This is a genomic window from Corallococcus exercitus, from assembly GCF_042231735.1.
Lineage (GTDB): Bacteria > Myxococcota > Myxococcia > Myxococcales > Myxococcaceae > Corallococcus > Corallococcus exercitus_B.
Genome location: NZ_CP102577.1, coordinates 10035340 through 10057661, shown reverse-complemented (window position 1 = coordinate 10057661; position 22322 = coordinate 10035340). Strand labels below are relative to the sequence as shown.

The following is a 22322-nucleotide window of genomic DNA, read 5'->3' as shown; positions in this document are numbered from 1 at the left end:
CCACCCTGGAGCTGCCCACGGATCATCCCCGTCCGGCCATCCAGTCCCACGCCGGCGCGACCCACTCCGTCAGGATTCCGCAGGCGACGTCCGACGCGCTCAAGGCCCTGGCCCAGCGCGAAGGCGCCACGCCCTTCATGGTGCTGCTCGCGGCCTGGCAGGTGCTGCTGTCGCGCTATGCCGGCCAGGACGACTTCAGCGTGGGTTCGCCCATCGCGGGCCGCACCCAGGCGGAGACCGAAGGCCTCATCGGCTTCTTCGTCAATACGCTCGTCCTCCGCTCGCGCGTGACGCCGGAGGACTCGTTCCGGAAGCTGCTGGCCCAGGTGCGCGGCACGACGCTCGCGGCGTACGAACACCAGCACCTGCCCTTCGAGAAGCTGGTGGAAGCCCTCCAGCCGGTGCGGGACACCAGCCGCAGCCCGCTGTTCCAGGTGATGTTCGTTCTCCAGAACGCTCCGGGTGAAGCGCTGCAGGTTCCCGGCCTCACCTTCCAGCAGGTCGTCACCGAAGGCCACTCCGCCAAGTTCGACCTCACCCTGACGCTGCAGGACTCACCGCGGGGGTTCACCGGCTGGCTGGAGTACAGCACCGCCCTCTTCGAGCGGCGCACCATCGAGCGGATGGAAGGCCACCTGCGCAACCTGCTGGAGGCCGTGGCCGCGAAGCCCGAGCAGTCCGTGGCCGAGCTGTCCTTCCTCTCCAGCGACGAGCGCCAGCGCATCCTCGTGGAGTGGAATGACACGGCCGCCGCCAGCCCCATGGACGTCCCCGTCCACGTCCACTTCTCCCAGCAGGCCCGGCGCACGCCCGACGCCGTGGCGCTGGTCCAGGGAGACGCGACGCTGACGTACGCCCAGCTGGAGTCGCGCGCGAACCAGCTCGCCCATCACCTGTGCTCTCTGGGCATCGTCCCCGGCGCGCGCGTCGGGCTCGCCGTCGAGCGGTCGTTCGAGATGGTCATTGCCCTGATCGCCATCCTCAAGACGGGCGCGGCCTTCGTCCCTGTGGACCGCAATGCGCCCGTGGAGCGCATCACGGCGCTACTGGAGGACGCCGACGTCGGCGTGGTGCTCACGCATCAGCCCTTCGCCTCGAAGCTGCCCGCTTCCGGCACCCGCGTCTGGCTGGACTCGCAGCAGGACGTCCTGGCCGCGCTGCCCACGCACGCGCCTGACATCCGCGTGGACGGGGAGTCGCTCGCCTACGTCATGTTCACGTCGGGCTCCACGGGTCGTCCCAAGGGCGTCAGCATTCCCCACCGGGGCATCACCCGCCTGGTGCTCGGCAGCAGCTTCATGCGCTTCGGGCCCGACGAGGTGTGGCTGCAGATCGCCCCCATCGCCTTCGACGCGTCCACCCTGGAGCTCTGGGGCGCGCTGCTGCACGGCGCGAAGCTCGTCCTCCCTCCGGCCCACACCCTGTCGCTGGAAGAACTGGCCGGGCAGCTGCGTCATCACCGCGTGACGGCGATGTTCATCACGACCGCTCTCTTCGAGCAGATGGCCCTGCACCAGGGAGAAGCCCTGGCCGGAGTGCGCCAGGTCCTCGCGGGCGGAGACGTGATGCCCTGGTCGCGTCTGCGCGATCACCTCCGACGCCTCCCCGAGGACGCGACGCTGATTCATGCCTACGGTCCGACGGAGAACACGACCTTCTCCACCACGCTCCCCCTGTACCGGGACTCGCGTGTGGATGGCCCCGTCTCCATCGGCCGGCCCATCCCGAACGCCACGGCCTACGTGTTCGACGCGCACCTGCACCCCGTGCCCGTGGGCGTCGCGGGCGAGGTGTACGTCGGAGGCCCGGGCCTCGCCTGGGGCTACCTCCACCGCCCCGAGCTGACCGCGGAGCGCTTCGTCCCCCACCCCTTCGCTTCCACTCCGGGCGAGCGCCTCTACCGCACCGGCGACAAGGCGCGCTGGCTGGAGGACGGCACGCTCGACTTCCTGGGCCGCGTCGACTTCCAGGTGAAGGTGCGCGGCTTCCGCATCGAGCTGGGTGAAATCGAGTCGGGCCTGCGCGCCTTCCCGGGCGTCAACGAGGCCATCGTCGTGGCCCGCGGCGCTGACGCGGACAAGCGCCTCATCGGCTACGTCACCACGCACGAAGGCCACGCGTTGGACGTGGACGCCCTCAAGGCCAGCCTCAAGCAGCGGCTGCCCGAGTACATGGTGCCCGCCTCGCTCCTGGTACTGCAGGAGATGCCTCTCAACGCCAACGGCAAGGTGGACCGCAAGGCCCTGCCCGAACCGGGAGATGCACCGCGCGCGACCGCCTTCGTCGCGCCGCGCACCGCGACCGAAGAGAAGCTGGCCGCCCTCTTCGCCGAAGTCCTCCGCGTGGAGCGGGTGGGCATCCAGGACGACTTCTTCGCCCTGGGTGGGCATTCGCTTCTGGCCACCCAGCTCGTCTCGCGCGTGCGGGCCGGGTTCGGCGCCGAGCTGCCGCTGCGGGCCTTGTTTGAAGCGCCCACCGTCGAAGCCCTCGCACCGAAGCTGGAGGCGACGCCGTCCGCCGCGCTCCGTGCGCCGCCGCTGCGGCCCGCGTCACGCGAAGGCGCCATCCCGCTCTCCTTCGCCCAGCAGCGCCTCTGGTTCCTCGATCAGCTCACGCCGGGGGATGCGTCGTACAACATCCCCACGGCACTCCGGCTGACAGGCCAGGTGGACGTGGAGTCGCTGCGCCGCGCCTTCGAAGCGCTGGTCGCCCGTCACGAATCCCTGCGCACCACCTTCCATGAGCAGGAAGGGCAGGCCACGCAGGCCATCCACGAGCCGGGCGCCTGGACGCTGCCGCTCGTGGACCTGTCCGCGCTGCCCGAAGCGCAGCGCGAAGCCGAGGCCCAGCGCCGGATCGCGGAGGAAGCGAACCAGCCCTTCCACCTGGAGCGAGGTCCGCTCCTGCGCACCGCGCTGGTGCGGCTGGCCGACGAAGAGCACCTGCTGCTGGTGACGATGCACCACATCGTCTCCGACGGCTGGTCCATGGGCGTCCTCGTCCGGGAGCTGGTGGCCCTCTACGAGGCCTTCAGCACCGGCCAGACGCCCACGCTTGCGCCGCTGCCCGTGCAGTACGCGGACTTCACGACGTGGCAGCGCGACTGGCTCCAGGGCGAGACGCTGGACGCGCAGCTCGGCTACTGGAAGCAGCAGTTGGCGGACGTTCCCACCATCCTGGAGCTGCCCACGGATCATCCCCGCCCAGCCATCCAGTCCCACGCCGGTGCGACCCACTCCGTCAGGATTCCCCAGACGACGTCCGACGCGCTCAAGGCCCTGGCCCAGCGCGAAGGTGCCACGCCCTTCATGGTGCTGCTCGCGGCCTGGCAGGTGCTGCTGTCGCGCTATGCCGGCCAGGACGACTTCAGCGTGGGTTCGCCCATCGCGGGCCGCACCCAGGCGGAGACCGAGGGCCTCATCGGCTTCTTCGTCAACACGCTCGCCCTGCGGGCCCGGGTGGATCCGCGGGCGACCTTCCGCGAGCTGCTCGCCCAGGTGCGCGGCACGACGCTCGCGGCCTACGAGCATCAGCACCTGCCCTTCGAGAAGCTGGTGGAAGCCCTCCAGCCGGTGCGGGACGCGAGCCGCAGCCCGCTGTTCCAGGTGATGTTCGCCCTGCAGAACGCCCCGGCCGGGGACCTGCGCGTGCCAGGCCTCACCTTCCAGCAGGTGACCAACGAAGGGCGCACCGCCAAGTTCGATCTCAACCTGGCGATGCAGGACTCGCCGCAGGGCTTCGTGGGCGTGCTGGAGTACAGCACCGCCCTCTTCGAGCGGAGCACCATCGAGCGGATGGAAGGCCACCTGCGCAACCTGCTGGAGGCCGTGGCCGCGAAGCCCGAGCAGTCCGTGGCCGAGCTGTCCTTCCTCTCCCATGAGGAGCGCCAGCGCATCCTCGTGGAGTGGAATGACACGGCCGCCGCCAGCCCCATGGACGTCCCGGTCCACGTTCACTTCTCCCAGCAGGTCCAGCGCACGCCCGACTCCGTAGCCCTGGTGCAGGGAGACGCGACGCTGACGTATGCCCAGCTGGAGTCGCGCGCCAACCAGCTCGCCCATCACCTGCGAGCCCTCGGCATCACGCCCGGCGCGCGTGTCGGCCTTGCCTTCGAGCGCTCCTTCGAGATGGTGACTGCACTGCTCGCCATCCTCAAGACGGGCGCGGCCTTCGTCCCCGTGGACCGCAATGCGCCCGTGGAGCGCATCACGACGCTGCTGGAGGACGCCGACGTCGGCGTGGTGCTCACGCATCAGCCCTTTGCCTCGAAGCTGCCCGCTTCCGGCACCCGCGTCTGGCTGGACTCGCAGCAGGACGTCCTGGCCGCGCTGCCCACCCATGCGCCCGACGTCCGCGTGGATGGGGAGTCTCTCGCCTACGTCATGTTCACGTCGGGCTCCACGGGCCGTCCCAAGGGCGTCAGCATTCCCCACCGGGGCATCACCCGCCTGGTGCTCGGCAGCACCTTCATGCACTTCGGGCCCGACGAGGTGTGGCTGCAGATCGCCCCCATCGCCTTCGACGCGTCCACCCTGGAGCTCTGGGGCGCGCTGCTGCACGGCGCGAAGCTCGTCCTCGCACCGCCCCATGCGCTCTCCCTGGAGGAGCTGGCGGAGCAGGTGCGCCGCCACCGCGTGACGGCCATGTTCGTGACGACGGCTCTCTTCGAGCAGCTCGTGCTGCATCAGGGCGAAGCCCTGGCCGGAGTGCGCCAGCTCCTCACGGGCGGAGACGTGATGCCCTGGTCGCGCCTGCGTGACCACCTCCGACGCCTCCCCGAGGACGCGACGCTGCTGCACGCCTACGGTCCGACGGAGAACACGACTTTCTCCACCACGCTCCCCCTGTACCGGGACTCGCGTGTGGAAGGTCCCGTCTCCATCGGCCGGCCCATCCCGAACGCCACGGCCTACGTCTTCGACGCGCACCTGCACCCCGTGCCCGTGGGCGTCGCGGGCGAGGTGTACGTCGGTGGCCCGGGCCTCGCCTGGGGCTACCTCCACCGCCCCGAGCTGACCGCGGAGCGCTTCGTCCCCCACCCCTTCGCTTCCACTCCGGGCGAGCGCCTCTACCGCACGGGCGACAAGGCCCGCTGGCTGGAGGACGGCACGCTCGACTTCCTGGGCCGCGTCGACTTCCAGGTGAAGGTGCGCGGCTTCCGCATCGAGCTGGGTGAAATCGAGTCGGGCCTGCGCGCCTTCCCGGGCGTCAACGAGGCCATCGTCGTGGCTCGCGGCGCCGACGCGGACAAGCGCCTCATCGGCTACGTCACCACGCACGACGGACTCGCGTTGGACGTGGACGCCCTCAAGGCCAGCCTCAAGCAGCGGCTGCCCGAGTACATGGTGCCGTCGGTCCTCATGGTGCTGGACGCGATGCCCCTCAACGCCAACGGCAAGGTGGACCGCAAGGCCCTGCCCGAACCGGGAGATGCACCGCGCGCGACCGCCTTCGTCGCGCCGCGCACCGCGACCGAGGAGAAGCTGGCCGCCCTCTTCGCCGAAGTCCTCCGCGTGGAGCGGGTGGGCATCCAGGACGACTTCTTCGCCCTGGGTGGGCATTCGCTTCTGGCCACCCAGCTCGTCTCGCGCATGCGGGCGACGCTGGGGTTGGAGTTCCCCCTGCGAGCCCTCTTCGAGGCTCCGACCGTGGCTGCCCTCGCGCTGAAGCTCGCGGATGCGCGGCTCACGGCGGCCCGGATGGGTCCTACGCTTCGACCCGCGTCTCGCGAGGGAGCCATTCCGCTCTCCTTCGCCCAGCAGCGCCTCTGGTTCCTCGATCAGCTCACGCCCGGCGATGCGTCGTACAACATCCCCGCGGCGCTGCGGCTGAAGGGCCAGGTGGACGTGGAGTCGCTGCGCCGCGCCTTCGAAGCGCTGGTCGCCCGTCACGAATCCCTGCGCACCACCTTCCATGAGCAGGAAGGGCAGGCCACGCAGGCCATCCACGAGCCGGGCGCCTGGACGCTGCCGCTCGTGGACCTGTCCGCGCTGCCCGAAGCGCAGCGCGAAGCCGAGGCCCAGCGCCGGATCGTGGAGGAAGCGAACCAACCCTTCCACCTGGAGCGAGGCCCGCTCCTGCGCACCGCGCTCGTGCGGCTGGCCGGCGAAGAGCACCTGCTGCTGGTGACGATGCACCACATCGTCTCCGACGGCTGGTCCATGGGCGTGCTCGTCCGGGAGCTGGTGGCCCTCTACGAGTCCTTCAGCACCGGCCAGACGCCCACGCTTGCGCCGCTGCCCGTGCAGTACGCGGACTTCACGACGTGGCAGCGCGACTGGCTCCAGGGCGAGACGCTGGACGCGCAGCTCGGCTACTGGAAGCAGCAGTTCGCGGGTGCGGCTTTCGCGCTGGAGCTACCGACCGACCATCCCCGCCCGGCCATCCAGTCCCACCAGGGCGCGGTCGTCGCCGTCCAGGTTCCCCAGACGACGTCCGACGCGCTCAAGGCCCTGGCCCAGCGCGAAGGCGCCACGCCCTTCATGGTGCTGCTCGCGGCCTGGCAGGTGCTCCTGTCGCGCTACTCCGCGCAGGACGACATCAGCGTGGGTTCGCCCATCGCGGGCCGCACCCAGGCGGAGACCGAGGGCCTCATCGGCTTCTTCGTCAACACGCTCGTCCTCCGCACGCGCATGACGCCGGAGGCCTCGTTCCGGAAGCTGCTGGCCCAGGTGCGCGTCACGACGCTCGCGGCGTACGAGCACCAGCACCTGCCGTTCGAGAAGCTGGTGGAAGCCCTCCAGCCGGTGCGGGACACCAGCCGCAGCCCGCTGTTCCAGGTGATGTTCGCCCTGCAGAACGCTCCTGCCGGGGACCTGCGTGTGCCGGGCCTCACCTTCCAGCAGCTGACCCCCAAAAGGCGCTCCGCCAAGTTCGACCTCAACCTGGCGATGCAGGACTCGTCTCAGGGCTTCGTGGGCGTGCTGGAATACAGCACCGCCCTCTTCAAGCGCGGCACCGTGGAGCGGATGGGCCACCACCTGCGCGCGCTGTTGGAGGCCGTGGCCGACAGGCCCGAGCAGCCCGTGGCCGAGCTGTCCCTCCTCTCCAGCGACGAGCGCCAGCGCATCCTCGTGGAGTGGAACAACACCACCGTTGCCAGTCCGACGGAGGTCCCGGTCCACGTCCACTTCGCCCAGCAGGCCCGACGCACGCCTGACGCCGTGGCACTCGTCTTCGGCGAGGCTTCGCTGACGTATGCCCAGCTGGAGTCGCGCGCCAACCAGCTCGCCCATCACCTGCGAGCCCTCGGCATCGCGCAGGGTGCGCGCGTCGGCCTCGCCGTCGAGCGCTCCTTCGAAATGGTGACGGCGCTGCTCGCCATCCTCAAGGTAGGCGCGGCCTTCGTTCCCGTGGACCGCAACGCTCCCGTCGAGCGCATCGCCGCCCTGCTGGAGGACGCCGACGTCCACGTCATCGTCACCCACCAGCCCTTCGCCTCACTGCTGCCCGCCTCCGGTACCCGCGTCTGGCTGGACGCGCAGCGGGACGTCATCGCCGCGCTGCCCACGTACGCCCCCGACGTCCGCGTGGATGGCGAAGCCCTCGCCTACGTCATGTTCACGTCGGGCAGCACGGGCCGCCCCAAGGGCGTCTCCGTGCCCCACCGTGGCATCACCCGCCTCGTGCTCGGCAGCACCTTCATGCGCTTCGGGCCTGACGAAGTCTGGCTCCAGGCCGCTCCCGTTGCCTTCGACGCCTCCACGCTCGAAATCTGGGGCGCGCTGCTGCATGGCGCGAAGCTCGTCCTCGCTCCGCCTCACTCCCTCTCGCTGGAGGAGTTGGCCACCCAGCTGCGTCACCACCGCGTGACGTCCCTGTGGCTCACCGCGGCCCTCTTCGAGCAGATGACCTTGCACCAGGGCGAAGCCCTCGCGGGTGTGCGTCAGGTGCTCGCGGGTGGCGACGTGCTGCCCGCTGCCCGAGTGCGCGAACACCTCGCTCGCATCCCCGAAGGCACCACCTTCCTCAACGGCTACGGCCCCACGGAGAACACCACCTTCTCCACGACGTTCACCCTGCGTCGCGACACGGTGGTGGAGGGCGCGGTGCCCATTGGCCGGCCGCTCTCCAACTCCACCGCCTACGTGCTCGACACGCGCCTGAACCCCGTGCCCGTGGGCATCGCGGGCGAGGTGTACGTCGGCGGCCCCGGCCTCGCCTGGGGCTACCTCCACCGCCCGGACCTGACCGCGGAGCGCTTCGTCCCCCATCCCTTCGCCTCCACTCCCGGCGAGCGCCTCTACCGCACGGGTGACCAGGCGCGCTGGAGGGAAGACGGTACGCTCGACTTCCTCGGCCGTGCCGACCTCCAGGTGAAGGTGCGTGGCTTCCGCATCGAGCCAGGCGAAATCGAAACCGCCCTGCGCTCCGCCACTGGCGTCAACGAAGCGGTCGTCGTGGCCCGGGGCACCGGCACGGACAAGCGCCTCATCGGCTACGTCACCCCGCGCGCGGGACAGTCACTGAACGCGGACACCCTCAAGGCCAGCCTCAAGCAGCGGCTGCCCGAGTACATGGTGCCGTCGGTCCTCATGGTGCTGGACGCGCTGCCCCTCAACGCCAACGGCAAGGTGGATCGCAAGGCCCTGCCGGAACCGGGAGACGTGCCTCGGAGCTCCGTCTTCGTCGCGCCGCGCACCGCCCTCGAGGGACAGCTGGCCGACCTCTTCGCCGAAGTCCTCCGCGTGGAGCGCATCGGCGTCCTGGACGACTTCTTCGCCATGGGAGGCCATTCGCTCCTGGCCACCCAGCTCGTCTCCCGCGTGCGGTCCACCTTCCGCGTGGAGCTGCCGCTCAGGGCCCTCTTCGAGGCGCCCACCGTCGAAGGACTTGCTCCGAAGATCGAGGGCGCCCGGTCCGCCGGGCTCGGCGCACCGCCCTTGCGGCCCATGCCGCGCGAAGGCGCCATCCCGCTGTCCTTCGCCCAGCAGCGCCTCTGGCTGCTGGATCAGCTCCAGCCGGGCGACATCTCGTACAACATCCCCACCGCCCTGCGGCTGACGGGCCAGGTGGACCTGGAGTCGCTGCGTCGCGCCTTCCAGGCGCTGGAGGAGCGCCACGAAGCGCTGCGCACCACGCTCTCCACGGCGCAGGAGGAACCGTCGCAGTTCGTCCAGGAACCCTCCGCCTGGGAGCTGCCCCTCATCGACCTGACCGCCCTCCCCGAGTCGCAGCGCGAGGAGGAGGCCCAGCGCGTGGCGGCCACGGAGGCCCGGCGTCCCTTCAACCTCGCCACGGGTCCGCTGCTGCGCAGCACGCTGGTGCGGCTGGCCAATGATTCGCACCTGCTGCTGGTGACGATGCACCACATCGTCTCCGACGGCTGGTCCATGAGCGTCCTCGTCCGGGAGGTGGCGGCCTTCTACGGAGCCTTCAGCACCGGCCAGACGCCCGCCCTTCCGCCGCTACCCGTGCAGTACGCGGACTTCGCCGTGTGGCAGCGAGGCTGGCTCCAGGGGGAGGCCCTGGACGCGCAGCTGGGTTATTGGAAGAAGCAGCTCGCGGGTGCGCCGTCCGCGCTGGACCTGCCCACGGACCATCCGCGTCCTCCGGTGCAGTCACGCCGGGGCGCCATGGTGGACGTGCGCCTTCCGCCGCAGGTCTCCCAGGCCCTCAAGGACCTGGCGCAGCGTGAAGGCGCCACACCCTTCATGGTGCTGCTGGCGGCCTGGCAGCTGTTCCTGTCCCGCTACTCCACGCAGGACGACATCAGCGTGGGTACGCCCATCGCGGGCCGCACGCAGGCGGAGACGGAGGGGCTCATCGGCTTCTTCGTCAACACGCTGGTGTTGCGTGCCCACCTCCAGCCGGAGCTGAGCTTCCGCCAGCTGCTGGCCCAGGTGCGCGGCACCACGCTCGCGGCGTACGAGCACCAGCACCTTCCGTTCGAGAAGCTGGTGGAGGTGCTCCAGCCCTCACGCGACCTGAGCCGCAGCGCGCTCTTCCAGGCGATGTTCTCCCTGCAGAACGCGCCCACCGAAGCGCTGCGCCTGTCCGGGCTGTCCTTCCAGGGCGTCGCGGTGGACACCCGGTCCTCCAAGTTCGACCTCACGCTCACCCTCTCCGAGTCACCCGAGGGCTTCGTCGGAACGCTGACGTACGCCACGGACCTCTTCGAGGCCTCGACGGCCCAGCGCATGGCGGGCCACCTGGGTGTGCTGATGGAGGCCATCGCCGCGCAGCCGGACTCAACGCTCGCGAGCCTGCCGCTGCTCACCGCCCCGGAGCGTCAGCAGCTTCTCGTGGATTGGAACGGCCCCAGCGCCGAGTTCCCTCGCGACCTCTGCCTCCATGAGGCCTTCGCCGCGCAGGCCCTTCGCACGCCTGAAGCCCTGGCCGTCATCTGCCGGGATGAGCAGCTCACGTTCCGCGAGTTGGACACGCGCGCCAATCAACTGGCCCACCGGCTGGTGAAGCTGGGCGTCGGCCCCGACGTGCGCGTGGTGCTCTGCGTGGAGCGCTCCGTGGAGGCCCTTGTCGGCATCCTGGGCACGCTCAAGGCCGGTGGCGCCTACGTGCCCATCGATCCCAGCTACCCGCGTGAGTGGCTGGCTCACGTCCTCATCGACACCGGCGCGCCGGTGGTGCTCACCCAGCAGCGACTGCGTGACACGCTGCCTCCGCACTCCGCGAATGACATCTGCCTGGACTCCGACGCCGCGGACCTTTCCCGTGAGGCGCTGGAGGCTCCGGTGACGTCGGTCACGCCGGAGCACCTGGCCTACATCATCTACACCTCCGGCAGCACCGGCCGCCCCAAGGGCGTGATGATCCAGCACCGCTCCGTGCTGAACCTGCGCGTCGCGCTTGCCGCCACCGTGCACGCGGAGGCCCGGCCTGGAGAGCGTGTCAGCGTCAACGCGCCGCTGTCCTTCGATGCTTCCGTCAAGCAGCTCATCCAGGTGCTCGATGGTCACACCCTCTGCATCGTCCCGGACGAGGCCCGCGCCGACGTGGGCGAGCTCGTCAATCGCATCCAAACGGATGCGCTGGACGTCCTCGACTGCTCGCCCGCGCACCTGCGCCTGCTGTTGGACGAAGGCCTGCTGCGGCGCGAGGCCATTCCCCGCCGCGTCCTCGTGGGTGGCGAAGCCGTGGACCCGGCCACCTGGCGCCACCTGGCCCAAGTCCCGCGTCCGCGCGTCTTCAACGTCTACGGCCCCACCGAGTGCACCGTCGACGCCACCGCGTGCGCCTTCGACGCTTCGCCCACGCCCACCATCGGCCGGCCCCTGCCCAACGTGCGCGTCTACGTGCTGGACCGCACGCTGCGCCCCGTGCCCGTGGGTGTCGCGGGTGAGCTGTTCATCGGCGGCGAAGGCGTCGCTCGCGGCTACCTCAACCGCCCGGAGCTGACGGCGGACCGCTTCATTCCGGATGGTTTCTCCTCCACGCCCGGTACCCGCCTCTACCGCACGGGAGACGTGGTGCGCTGGCGCGCGGACGGGATGATTGACTACCTGGGCCGCGCCGACTTCCAGGTGAAGGTGCGTGGCTTCCGCATCGAGCTGGGCGAAATCGAGTCCCGCCTGCTGAGCCACCCCTCCGTGCATCAGGCCGTCGTGCTGGCGCGCGAGGACGTGCCCGGAGACAAGCGGCTCGTCGCGTACCTGGTCCCCGAGGAGGGCCAGTCCCTGGACGCCACGGAGGTCCGTGCCTTCCTCAAGCAGCACCTGCCCGAGTACATGGTGCCCTCCGCGCTCATCGTGCTGGAGGCCCTGCCGCTCAACACCAACGGCAAGGTGGACCGCAAGGCACTGCCCGCGCCGCAGGGCACCGCGCTCGCCACCACCTACGCCGCCCCGCGCACGCCCACCGAAGAGCAGCTCGCGGCCCTCTTCACCCAGGTGCTGCGCGTGGAGCGAGTCGGCGTCCACGACGACTTCTTCGCGCTCGGCGGCCACTCGCTCCTGGCCACGCAGCTCGTCTCGCGCGTGCGTGCCACCTTCCGTCAGGAGTTGCCGCTCAGGGCTCTCTTCGAGGCACCCACGGTCGCCGCGCTCGCGGAGCGCATCCAAGCGAACACCTCGAACGTCCACCTGCCTCCGCTCACCCGGGCCCAGGCGGATGGACCTCGGCCGCTGTCCTTCGCCCAGCAGCGGCTGTGGCTGTTGGATCAGCTCCAGCCCGGAGACGCGTCGTACAACATCCCCACGGCGCTCCAGCTCTCCGGGCACCTGGACGTGGAGGCCCTGCGCCGCGCCTTCGAGGCGCTCGTCCAGCGGCACGAAGCCCTGCGCACCACCTTCCACGAGCACCAGGACCAACCCGTCCAGACCCTCCACGCGTCAGGGGAATGGACACTGCCACGGGTGGACCTCTCCACATGGCCTGAAGCCATGCGGGAGGACGAGGCGCGGCGTCTGGCCGACGAAGAAGCGCGGCGGCCGTTCGATCTCGCCAGGGGTCCGCTGCTGCGCAGCACGCTGGTGCGCCTGACGGACGACTCGCACCTGCTGCTGGTGACGATGCACCACATCGTCTCCGACGGCTGGTCCATGGGCGTCCTCGTCCGGGAGGTAGCGGCCTTCTACGCAGCCTTCAGCACCGGCCAGTCGTCCTCCCTCGCGCCACTGCCGGTGCAGTACATGGACTTCGCGGCGTGGCAACGCAACTGGCTCCAGGGCGAGGCCCTGGATGCGCAGATCCACTACTGGAAGCAGCAGCTGGCCGGTGCCCCCGCGGCGCTGGAGCTGCCCACGGACCGCCCGCGTCCGCCCGTCCAGTCCCACCGTGGTGCCACGGTGGACGTGCGCATTCCCAAGCACATCGCGGAAGCCCTCAAGGCCTTGGCCCAGCGTGAAGGCGCCACGCCCTTCATGACGTTGCTGGCGGCCTTCCAGGTGCTCCTGTCGCGCTACTCCGCACAGGACGACGTCAGCGTGGGTTCGCCCATTGCCGGCCGTACCCAGGCGGAGACCGAAGGCCTCATCGGCTTCTTCATCAACACCCTGGTCCTGCGCGCCCAGCTGAACCCGCGTGCGACGTTCCGCGAGCTGCTGGCCCAGGTGCGAGGCACGACGCTCGCGGCGTATGACCACCAGCACCTGCCCTTCGAGAAGCTCGTCGAAGCGGTGCAGCCCACGCGCGACCTGAGCCGCAGCCCGCTCTTCCAGGCCATGTTCGTCCTGCAGAACACGCCCACCGAGGCGTTGCGTCTGCCCGGCTTGTCCTTCCAGGCCCTGCCCCTGGAGGCCCACTTCGCCAAGTTCGACCTCTCGCTGGGTCTGCGTGAGGGCCAGGATGGCTTCGTCGGCACGCTGGAGTACGCGACGGACCTCTTCGACGCGGCAACCATCCAGCGCATGGCCGGCCACTTCGGCGTGCTGCTGGAAGCCATTGCCGTGAAGCCGGACACGCGGCTGGGCGATCTGCCCCTGCTCACCGACGATGAGCGCCAGCAACTCCTCGTCGACTGGAACCCGGAAGCAGCACTGGCGATTCGCGAGCCGAGCATCCCCGCGATGGTGGAAGCCCAGGTACGCCGCACGCCGGCTGCCCTGGCCGTCATCACGCCCGAGCGTCAACTGACGTACCGGGAGGTGGACGCGAAGGCGAACCAGCTTGCCCACCGTCTGCGCGGCCTCGGAGTCGGTCCCGAAGTCCGCGTCGGCCTGTGCGTCGAGCGCACCGAGGACCTCGTCATCGGTGCCCTCGGCATCCTCAAGGCCGGCGGCGCCTACGTACCACTGGACCCCAGCTACCCGCGTGAGCGCCTGGGCTGGCTACTGGAAGACGCCCAGGGCCCCGCCCTCGTCGCCCACTCGCACCTGCTCTCAGCGCTGCCCGAAACCTCGGCAACGCCCGTGTGCCTCGACTCGGATGCGGAGCTGGCGAATCAGCCCACTACTGCGCCTGCCGTGGACATCCACGCCGGGCACCTCGCCTACCTCATCTACACCTCCGGCAGCACCGGCCGCCCCAAGGGCGTCGCCATCTCCCATGGCAACGCCGTGGCCTTCCTCCACTGGGCACTCGCGACGTTCTCTCAGGAAGAGCTGAAGGGCACCCTCGCCGCGACGAGCCTCAACTTCGACCTCTCCGTCTTCGAACTCTTCGCGCCTCTCTCCAGCGGCGGCGCGGTGGTGATGGCACGCAACGCGCTGCATCTGGCGGAGCTGTCCACCGCTTCGCACGTCACCCTCGTCAACACAGTGCCCTCCGCCATGGCGCAGCTGCTGCGCCTGAATGCGGTGCCGCCCACCGTGCGCGTCATCAACCTCGCCGGTGAGGCCCTGCCGGAGACGCTGGCGAAGCAGGTCTACGCAGTACCCACGGTGCAGAAGCTCTACAATCTCTACGGGCCTTCCGAAGACACCACCTACTCCACCGCCTCTCTCGTCGGCCGCGACGAGGTGCCTCTCATCGGCCGCCCGCTCCCCGCGACGCGCGCCTACGTGCTGGACGCCTCGTTGCAGCCGGTGCCCGTGGGCGTGGCCGGAGAGCTGTACCTCGCCGGTGAAGGCCAGGCGCGTGGCTACCTGCTGCGCCCGGAACTCACCGCGGAGCGCTTCCTGCCCGAACCCTACGGCCCCCCGGGTGGCCGCATGTACCGCACGGGTGACCGCGTCCGTTACCGCATGGACGGGCGGCTGGAGTACCTCGGCCGCATCGACTTCCAGGTGAAGGTGCGTGGCTTCCGCATCGAGCTGGGCGAAATCGAAGCGGGGCTCCGTCGAGTCTCCGGACTCAAGGACGCCGTCGTCGTCGCCAAGGGCGAAGCCGCCGACAAGCGGCTGGTCGCCTACGTCACGCCCAAGGCGGATGCCTCGCTGGAGGTGGAAGCACTCAAGGCGCATCTGCGCCAGGGGCTCCCTGAGTACATGGTGCCCGCTGTCTTCATGGTGCTGGACGCCCTGCCCCTCAATTCCAACGGCAAGGTGGATCGCAAGGCCCTGCCAGAGCCGGAAGCATCTCAGGCGGGCAACACCTACGAAGCGCCTCGCACCGAAGTCGAGGCGAAGCTTGCGTCCATCTGGGCGGAGGTGCTGCGTCTGCCCCAAGTGGGCGTGAAGGACTCCTTCTTCGAGCTGGGTGGCCACTCGCTCTTGGCCACGCAGGTGGTGTCCCGTGTGCGCGCCGAGTTCAGCGTGGAGCTGCCCCTGCGCGCGCTCTTCGAGTCGCCCACGGTGGAAGCCCTTGCCGGGCGGTTGCATGGGACCACGGGCCCTCAGGCTCCGAAGCTCATCCGTGCCTCGCACGAGGGCCCTCGCCCCCTGTCCTTCGCCCAGCAGCGGCTGTGGCTGCTGGATCAACTCCAGCCCGGAGACGCGTCGTACAACATCCCCACCGCGCTCCAGCTTACGGGGCACGTGGACGTGGAGGCCCTGCGCCGCGCCTTCGAGGCACTCGTCGCCCGCCACGAAGCCCTGCGCACCACCTTCCACGAACACCAGGACCAGCCCATCCAAGTCATCCACGCTCCGGCGGGATGGACGCTGCCCCTGGTGGACTTCTCCACCCTGCCCGAGGAGCAGCGGGAGAACGAGGCGCGACGGCTGGCCAATGCGGAAGCACGTCGGCCGTTCGACCTCGCCAGGGGTCCGCTGCTGCGCAGCACGCTGGTGCGCCTGACGGACGACTCGCACCTGCTGCTGGTGACGATGCACCACATCGTCTCCGACGGCTGGTCCATGGGCGTCCTCGTGCGGGAAATGGCCGCCTTCTACGAGGCCTTCACCACCGGAAGCGTGCCGGCCCTCTCGCCGCTGCCGATGCAGTACGCGGACTTCGCGGCGTGGCAGCGCAACTGGCTCCAGGGCGAGGTGCTCGACGCGCAGCTGGGTTACTGGAAGCAGCAGCTGGCTGGCGCCCCCGCGGCGCTGGAGCTGCCCACGGACCGTCCGCGTCCGCCCGTCCAGTCCCACCGTGGCGCCATGGCGGAGGTGCGCATTCCCAAGCACATCACGGAAGCCCTCAAGGCCTTGGCCCAGCGTGAAGGCGCCACGCCCTTCATGACGTTGCTGGCGGCCTTCCAGGTGCTCCTGTCGCGCTACTCCGCACAGGACGACGTCAGCGTGGGTTCTCCCATTGCCGGCCGCACCCAGGCGGAGACTGAAGGCCTCATCGGCTTCTTCATCAACACCCTGGTCCTGCGCGCCCAGCTGAACCCGCGCGCGACGTTCCGGGAGCTGTTGGCCCAGGTGCGAGGCACGACGCTCGCGGCCTACGACCACCAGCACTTGCCCTTCGAGAAGCTCGTCGAAGCGGTGCAGCCCGCGCGCGACCTGAGCCGCAGCCCCCTCTTCCAGGCCATGTTCGTCCTGCAGAACACGCCCACCGAGGCGTTGCGCCTGCCGGGCCTCTCGTTCCAGGGCCTGCCGCTAGAAGCCCACTTCGCCAAGTTCGACCTCTCCCTGGGTATGAGTGAGGGACGGGACGGGTTTGCCGGCACGCTGGAGTACGCGACGGACCTGTTCGACGCGGCGACCATCCAGCGCATGGCGGGGCACTTCGGCGTGTTGCTGGAGGCCATCGCGAACAAGCCGGATACGCGACTGGGCGATCTGCCCCTGCTCACCGCTTCCGAGCGCCAGCAACTCCTGGTCGAGTGGAACCCGGAAGCAGCACTGGCGATTCGCGAGCCGAGCATCCCCGCGATGGTGGAAGCCCAGGTGCGCCGTACGCCGGATGCGCTGGCCGTCATCACGCCCGAGCGTCAACTGACCTACCGCGAGGTGGACGCGAAGGCGAACCAGCTTGCCCACCGTCTGCGCGATCTGGGCGTCGGTCCTGAAGTCCGCGTGGGCCTCTGCGTCGAGCGCACTGAGGACCTCGTCATCGGCGCTCTCGGCATTCTCAAGGCCGGCGGCGCCTACGTGCCTCTGGACCCCAGCTACCCGCGTGAGCGCCTGGGCTGGTTGCTGGAGGACGCCCAGGGCCCTGCCCTCGTCGCCCACTCGCATCTGCTCGCCGCGCTGCCTGAAACCACCGCCACAGCGGTGTGCCTCGACTCGGATGCGGAGCTGGCGAATCAGCCCACTACTGCGCCTGCCGTGGACATCCACGCCGGGCACCTCGCCTACCTCATCTACACCTCCGGCAGCACCGGCCGGCCCAAGGGCGTCGCCATCTCCCACGGCAATGCTGTCTCCTTCCTGCACTGGGCCCTTGCCACGTTCACCCCGGAGGAACTGAAGGGCACGCTCGCCGCGACGAGCCTCAACTTCGACCTCTCCGTCTTCGAGCTCTTCGCCCCATTGAGCAGCGGCGGCGCGGTGGTGGTGGCGCGCAACGCGCTTCACCTGGCGGAGCTACCCACCGCTTCGCACGTCACCCTCGTCAATACGGTGCCCTCCGCCATGGCGCAGCTGCTGCGCCTGGGCGCTGTGCCTCCAGGGGTGCGCGTCATCAACCTCGCGGGCGAAGCACTGCCGGAGACATTGGCCAAGCAGGTCTACGCAGTGCCCACGGTGCAGAAGCTCTACAACCTCTACGGGCCTTCCGAAGACACCACCTACTCCACGGCCTCCCTCGTCGGCCGTGACGAGGTGCCCCTCATCGGCCGCCCGCTCCCCGCGACGCGCGCCTATGTGCTGGACGCCTCGTTGCAGCCGGTGCCCGTGGGCGTGGCCGGAGAGCTGTACCTCGCAGGTGAAGGCCAGGCGCGTGGCTACCTGCTGCGCCCGGAGCTCACCGCGGAGCGCTTCCTGCCCGAACCCTACGGCCCCCCGGGTGGCCGCATGTACCGCACGGGTGACCGCGTCCGTTACCGCATGGACGGGCGACTGGAGTACCTCGGCCGCATCGACTTCCAGGTGAAGGTGCGTGGCTTCCGCATCGAGCTGGGCGAAATCGAAGCGGCGCTCCGCCGTGCTCCGGGCCTCAAGGACGCCGTCGTCGTCGCCAAGGGCGAAGCCGCCGACAAGCGGCTGGTCGCCTACGTCACGCCCAAGGCGGATACCTCGCTGGAGGTGGACGCCCTCAAAGCGCACCTCCGGCAGCAACTGCCCGAGTACATGGTGCCTTCCGCCCTCCTCGTCCTGGAGGCGCTCCCTCTCAACTCCAATGGCAAGGTGGACCGCAAAGCCCTGCCGGAGCCGGAGGCGCCGCAAGCAGGCAGCACCTACGAAGCACCTCGCACGCAAGTCGAGGCGAAGCTGGCGTCCATCTGGGCGGAGGTGCTGCGTCTGCCCCAAGTGGGCGTGAAGGACTCCTTCTTCGAACTGGGTGGCCACTCGCTGCTGGCCACGCAGGTGGTGTCCCGCGTGCGCGCCGAGTTCAGCGTGGAACTGCCCCTGCGCGCCCTCTTCGAGTCGCCCACGGTGGAGGCCCTTGCCGCGCGCCTCGCGGGCCTCACCCGCACCAGCGCCTCGCCACTCACCCGTGTCTCGCATGACGGCCCGCTGCCGCTGTCCTTCGCCCAGCAGCGGCTGTGGCTCATCGACCAACTGGAGCCGGGCAGCGCCCTCTACAACGTGCCCGTCGCCGTCCGGCTGGAAGGCCACCTGCGCACCGAAGTGCTGGAGCGTGCCCTGCAGGAAGTCGTGCGCCGTCACGACGCCCTGCGCACCACCTTCGCCCAGGTGGAGGGCTCTCCTGTCCAGATCATCCATCCCAACAGCCACCAGCCCCTGGCCCTCGTGGACCTCACGGACGTGCCCGAAGCACAGCGTGAGTCCGAGGCACGGGCCCTCGTGGAAGCGGAGATGCGCCGGCCCTTCGACTTGCGCACCGGCCCCCTTCTCCGCACGCTCCTCTTCAAGCTCACCGAAACCGAGCACGTCCTCGTCGTCACGATGCACCACATCGTCTCCGACGGCTGGTCGCTGGGCGTGCTGGTGCGTGAAGTCGCCGCCCTCTACACGGCCTTCTCAGCCGGACAGCCGTCGCCCCTGCCCGTGTTGCCGGTGCAATACGCGGACTACGCGGACTGGCAGCGCCGCACGCTTTCCGGTGAGGCGCTGCGGCAGGAGGTGGCCTGGTGGGAGACGAAGCTCTCCGGCGCTCCCGCCGTGCTGGAGTTGCCCACCGACTTCCCTCGCCCGGCTGTCCGGAGCACCGCGGGTGCCACCTTCAGCTTCACCCTGTCGCGTGAATTGACAGAAGCACTGCGCGGCCTCGCCCACCGGGAAGGCGGCTCGCTCTTCATGGTGCTGCTGGCCGCCTGGCAGGGCCTGCTTGCACGCTACACGGGGCAGGACGACATCAGCGTCGGCTCACCTATCGCTGGCCGTACTCGCGCGGAGACGGAAGGCCTCATTGGCTTCTTCGTCAACACACTCGTCCTGCGTGCTCGAGTGGAGGAAAGCCAGTCCTTCCGGGCACTGCTGCAGCAAGTGCGCGCCACGGTGCTGGAGGCCTACGAGCACCAGGAGGTGCCCTTCGAGAAGCTGGTGGAGGCCCTGCAACCGACGCGCAGCCTCAGCCACACGCCGCTCTTCCAGACGCTTCTGGCGCTCCAGAACGTGCCTACGGAGGACGTGCGGCTGTCGGACCTCCGGCTGCGAGGGCTGGAGGCAATCCACTCGACGTCGAAGTTCGACGTGAGCGTCTTCTTCACCGAAGGGACCGAAGGGCTGCGCGGCACGCTGGAGTACAGCACCACGCTCTTCAAGCAGGGCACCATCGAGCGGATGGCGGGCCACCTGCACGCGCTGCTGGAGGCCGTGGCCGCGAAGCCCGAGCAGTCCCTGGCCGAGGTGCAATTGCTGACCGGAGTGGAACGTCAGCGCATCCTCGTGGAGTGGAATGACACGGCGGCCGTCAGCCCGACGGACGTCCCCGTCCACGTCCACTTCGCCCGGCAGGCACAGCGCACGCCTCACGCCGTCGCCCTGGTCCTGGGAGAGGCTTCGCTGACGTATGCGCAGCTCGAAGCCCGTGCGAACCAACTGGCCCATCACCTGGGCTCGCTGGGCGTCGTCCCAGGTGCACGCGTCGGCCTCGCCGTCGAACGCTCCTTCGAAATGGTGACGGCGCTGCTCGCCATCCTCAAGGTGGGCGCCGCTTTCGTCCCGGTGGATCGCAACGCCCCCGTGGAGCGCATCGCAGCCCTGCTGGAGGACGCCGACGTCCACGTCATCGTCACCCACCAGCCCTTCGCCTCGCTGCTGCCCGCCTCCGGCACCCGCGTCTGGCTGGATGCGCAGCGGGACGTCATCGCCGCGCGGCCCACCCATGCGCCGGAGGTCCAGGTGGACGGCGAGGCCCTGGCCTACGTCATGTTCACCTCGGGCTCCACGGGCCGCCCCAAGGGCGTCTGCGTGCCCCACCGGGGCATCACCCGCCTCGTGCTCGGAAACTCCTTCATGCGCTTCGGGCCGGACGAAGTCTGGCTCCAGGCCGCTCCCGTTGCCTTCGATGCGTCCACGCTCGAAATCTGGGGTGCGCTGTTGCATGGCGCGAAGCTCGTCCTCACTCCGCCTCACTCCCTCTCGCTGGAGGAGCTGGCCGCGCAGCTGCGTCACCACCGCGTGACGTCCCTGTGGCTCACCGCCGCCCTCTTCGAGCAGATGGCGCTGCACCAGGGCGAAGCCCTCGCGGGTGTGCGTCAGGTGCTCGCAGGTGGCGACGTGCTGCCTGCCGCGCGCGTACGTGAGCACCTCGCTCGCATCCCTGAAGGCGCTACCTTCATCAACGGCTACGGCCCCACGGAGAACACCACCTTCTCCACGACGTTCACCCTGAGTCGCGACTCAGTGGTGGACGGTGCGGTTCCCATTGGCCGCCCGCTCTCCAACTCCACCGTCTACGTGCTCGACGCGCACCTGCGCCCCGTGCCCTTGGGCGTCGCGGGCGAGGTGTACGTCGGTGGCCAGGGCCTTGCCTGGGGCTATCTGCGGCAGCCGGACCTGACCGCGGAGCGTTTCGTCCCCCATCCCTTCGCCTCCACTCCCGGCGAGCGCCTCTACCGCACGGGCGACAAGGCACGTTTCCGGGAAGACGGCACGCTCGACTTCCTGGGCCGCGTCGACTTCCAGGTGAAGGTGCGCGGCTTCCGCATCGAGCTGGGCGAAATCGAAGCCGCGCTGCGTGCATTCCCTGGCGTCAACGAGGCCGTCGTCGTGGCTCGGGGCGCGGACGCGGACAAGCGCCTCATCGGCTACGTCACCGCGCGCGATGGCCATGCGCTGGACTCCGAAGCCCTCAAGGCGAGCCTCAAGCAGCGGCTGCCCGAGTACATGGTGCCCTCCGCCCTCCTCGTCCTCGACGCCCTGCCCCTCAACGCCAACGGCAAGGTGGACCGCAAGGCCCTGCCCGAGCCCGACGCCCACGCCGTCGCGGCCCGGGACTTCGTCGCACCCCGTGACGCCCTCGAGATGCAGCTCGCCCGCATCTGGGAGGACGTCCTCGGCGTCCGCTCCGTCGGCGTCCGCACCAGCTTCTTCGAACTCGGCGGCCACTCCCTGCTCGCCGTGCGCATGGTCGCCTCCGTGCGCGAGCGCCTGGGCCAGTCGATTCCCCTCTCCGTCCTCTTCCAGCAGCCCACCGTCGAGCAGCTTGCCCTGGTGCTCCGCGAGGACTCGCAGGCGTGGACGCCCCTCGTCCCCTTGGAGCGCGGAGAGCCCGGCCACCGGCCCTTCTTCCTCGTCCACCCGGGCGGCGGAAACGTCCTCGCCTACTCGGAGCTGGCGCGCCGCCTGGGCCCCTCACTGCCCGTCTACGGCCTCCAGTCACGCGGCCTCGACGGACGTCCCGTCGCGGAGTCCATCGAGGAGATGGCGAGCCTCTACCTCGACGCCATTCGCTCGGTGCAGCCTCATGGCCCCTACCAACTCGGAGGCTGGTCCCTGGGTGGACTCGTCGCCTACGAGATGGCCCAGCGGCTGCGTGAAGCAGGCGAAGCCGTGGACCTGCTCGCCCTCATCGACACCTACGTCCCCGGCCTGACGAAGCCCTCGCAGGACACCCCGCGCCTCGACGCGGCAGCCCGCGCGCGGCTCGCCTTCGCCCATGCCACGGCCACCGCCTTTGGCCAGGAGCTCTCCGTCTCCGACGACGTCCTGGAACAGGGCAGTGACGACGCGATGCTGGGCCACCTGCTGCAGGAAGGACTCCGGGCGCGCATCCTCGACACGCACTCCGGGCCCGCCCAGCTGCGTGCCCTCTTCCAGGTCTACCGCGCCAACCTCTTCGCGCAGGAGAAGTACGTCCCCCGGCCGTACGACGGCACCGCCCTGCTCCTGAGCGCCGGTGAAGCCCCCACCGAACTCCCGCGTCACCGCGGCTGGGAATCCCTCGTCCGTGGCGGACTGGAAGTGCACACCGTCCCGGGTGGCCACCACGCCCTGATGCAGGACCCGCACCTCGCACCCGTCGTCGAGCACCTGCGCAAGGCCCTGTCCGTCGACTCGAAGCAGGTAGCCACCGGCAGTTGA

Annotated in this window: 1 protein-coding gene (running past one end of the window); it reads left to right on the top strand. The window is 69.8% G+C overall.

Going from position 1 to position 22322, the window contains the following annotated elements:
* Positions 1–22322: the 3' portion of a non-ribosomal peptide synthase/polyketide synthase gene (locus tag NR792_RS40415; RefSeq protein ID WP_375758002.1), read on the top strand. 7057 nt of this gene lie to the left of the window's left edge; the window shows 22322 of its 29379 coding nt (coding positions 7058–29379); its start codon lies off the left edge, out of view; its stop codon occupies positions 22320–22322.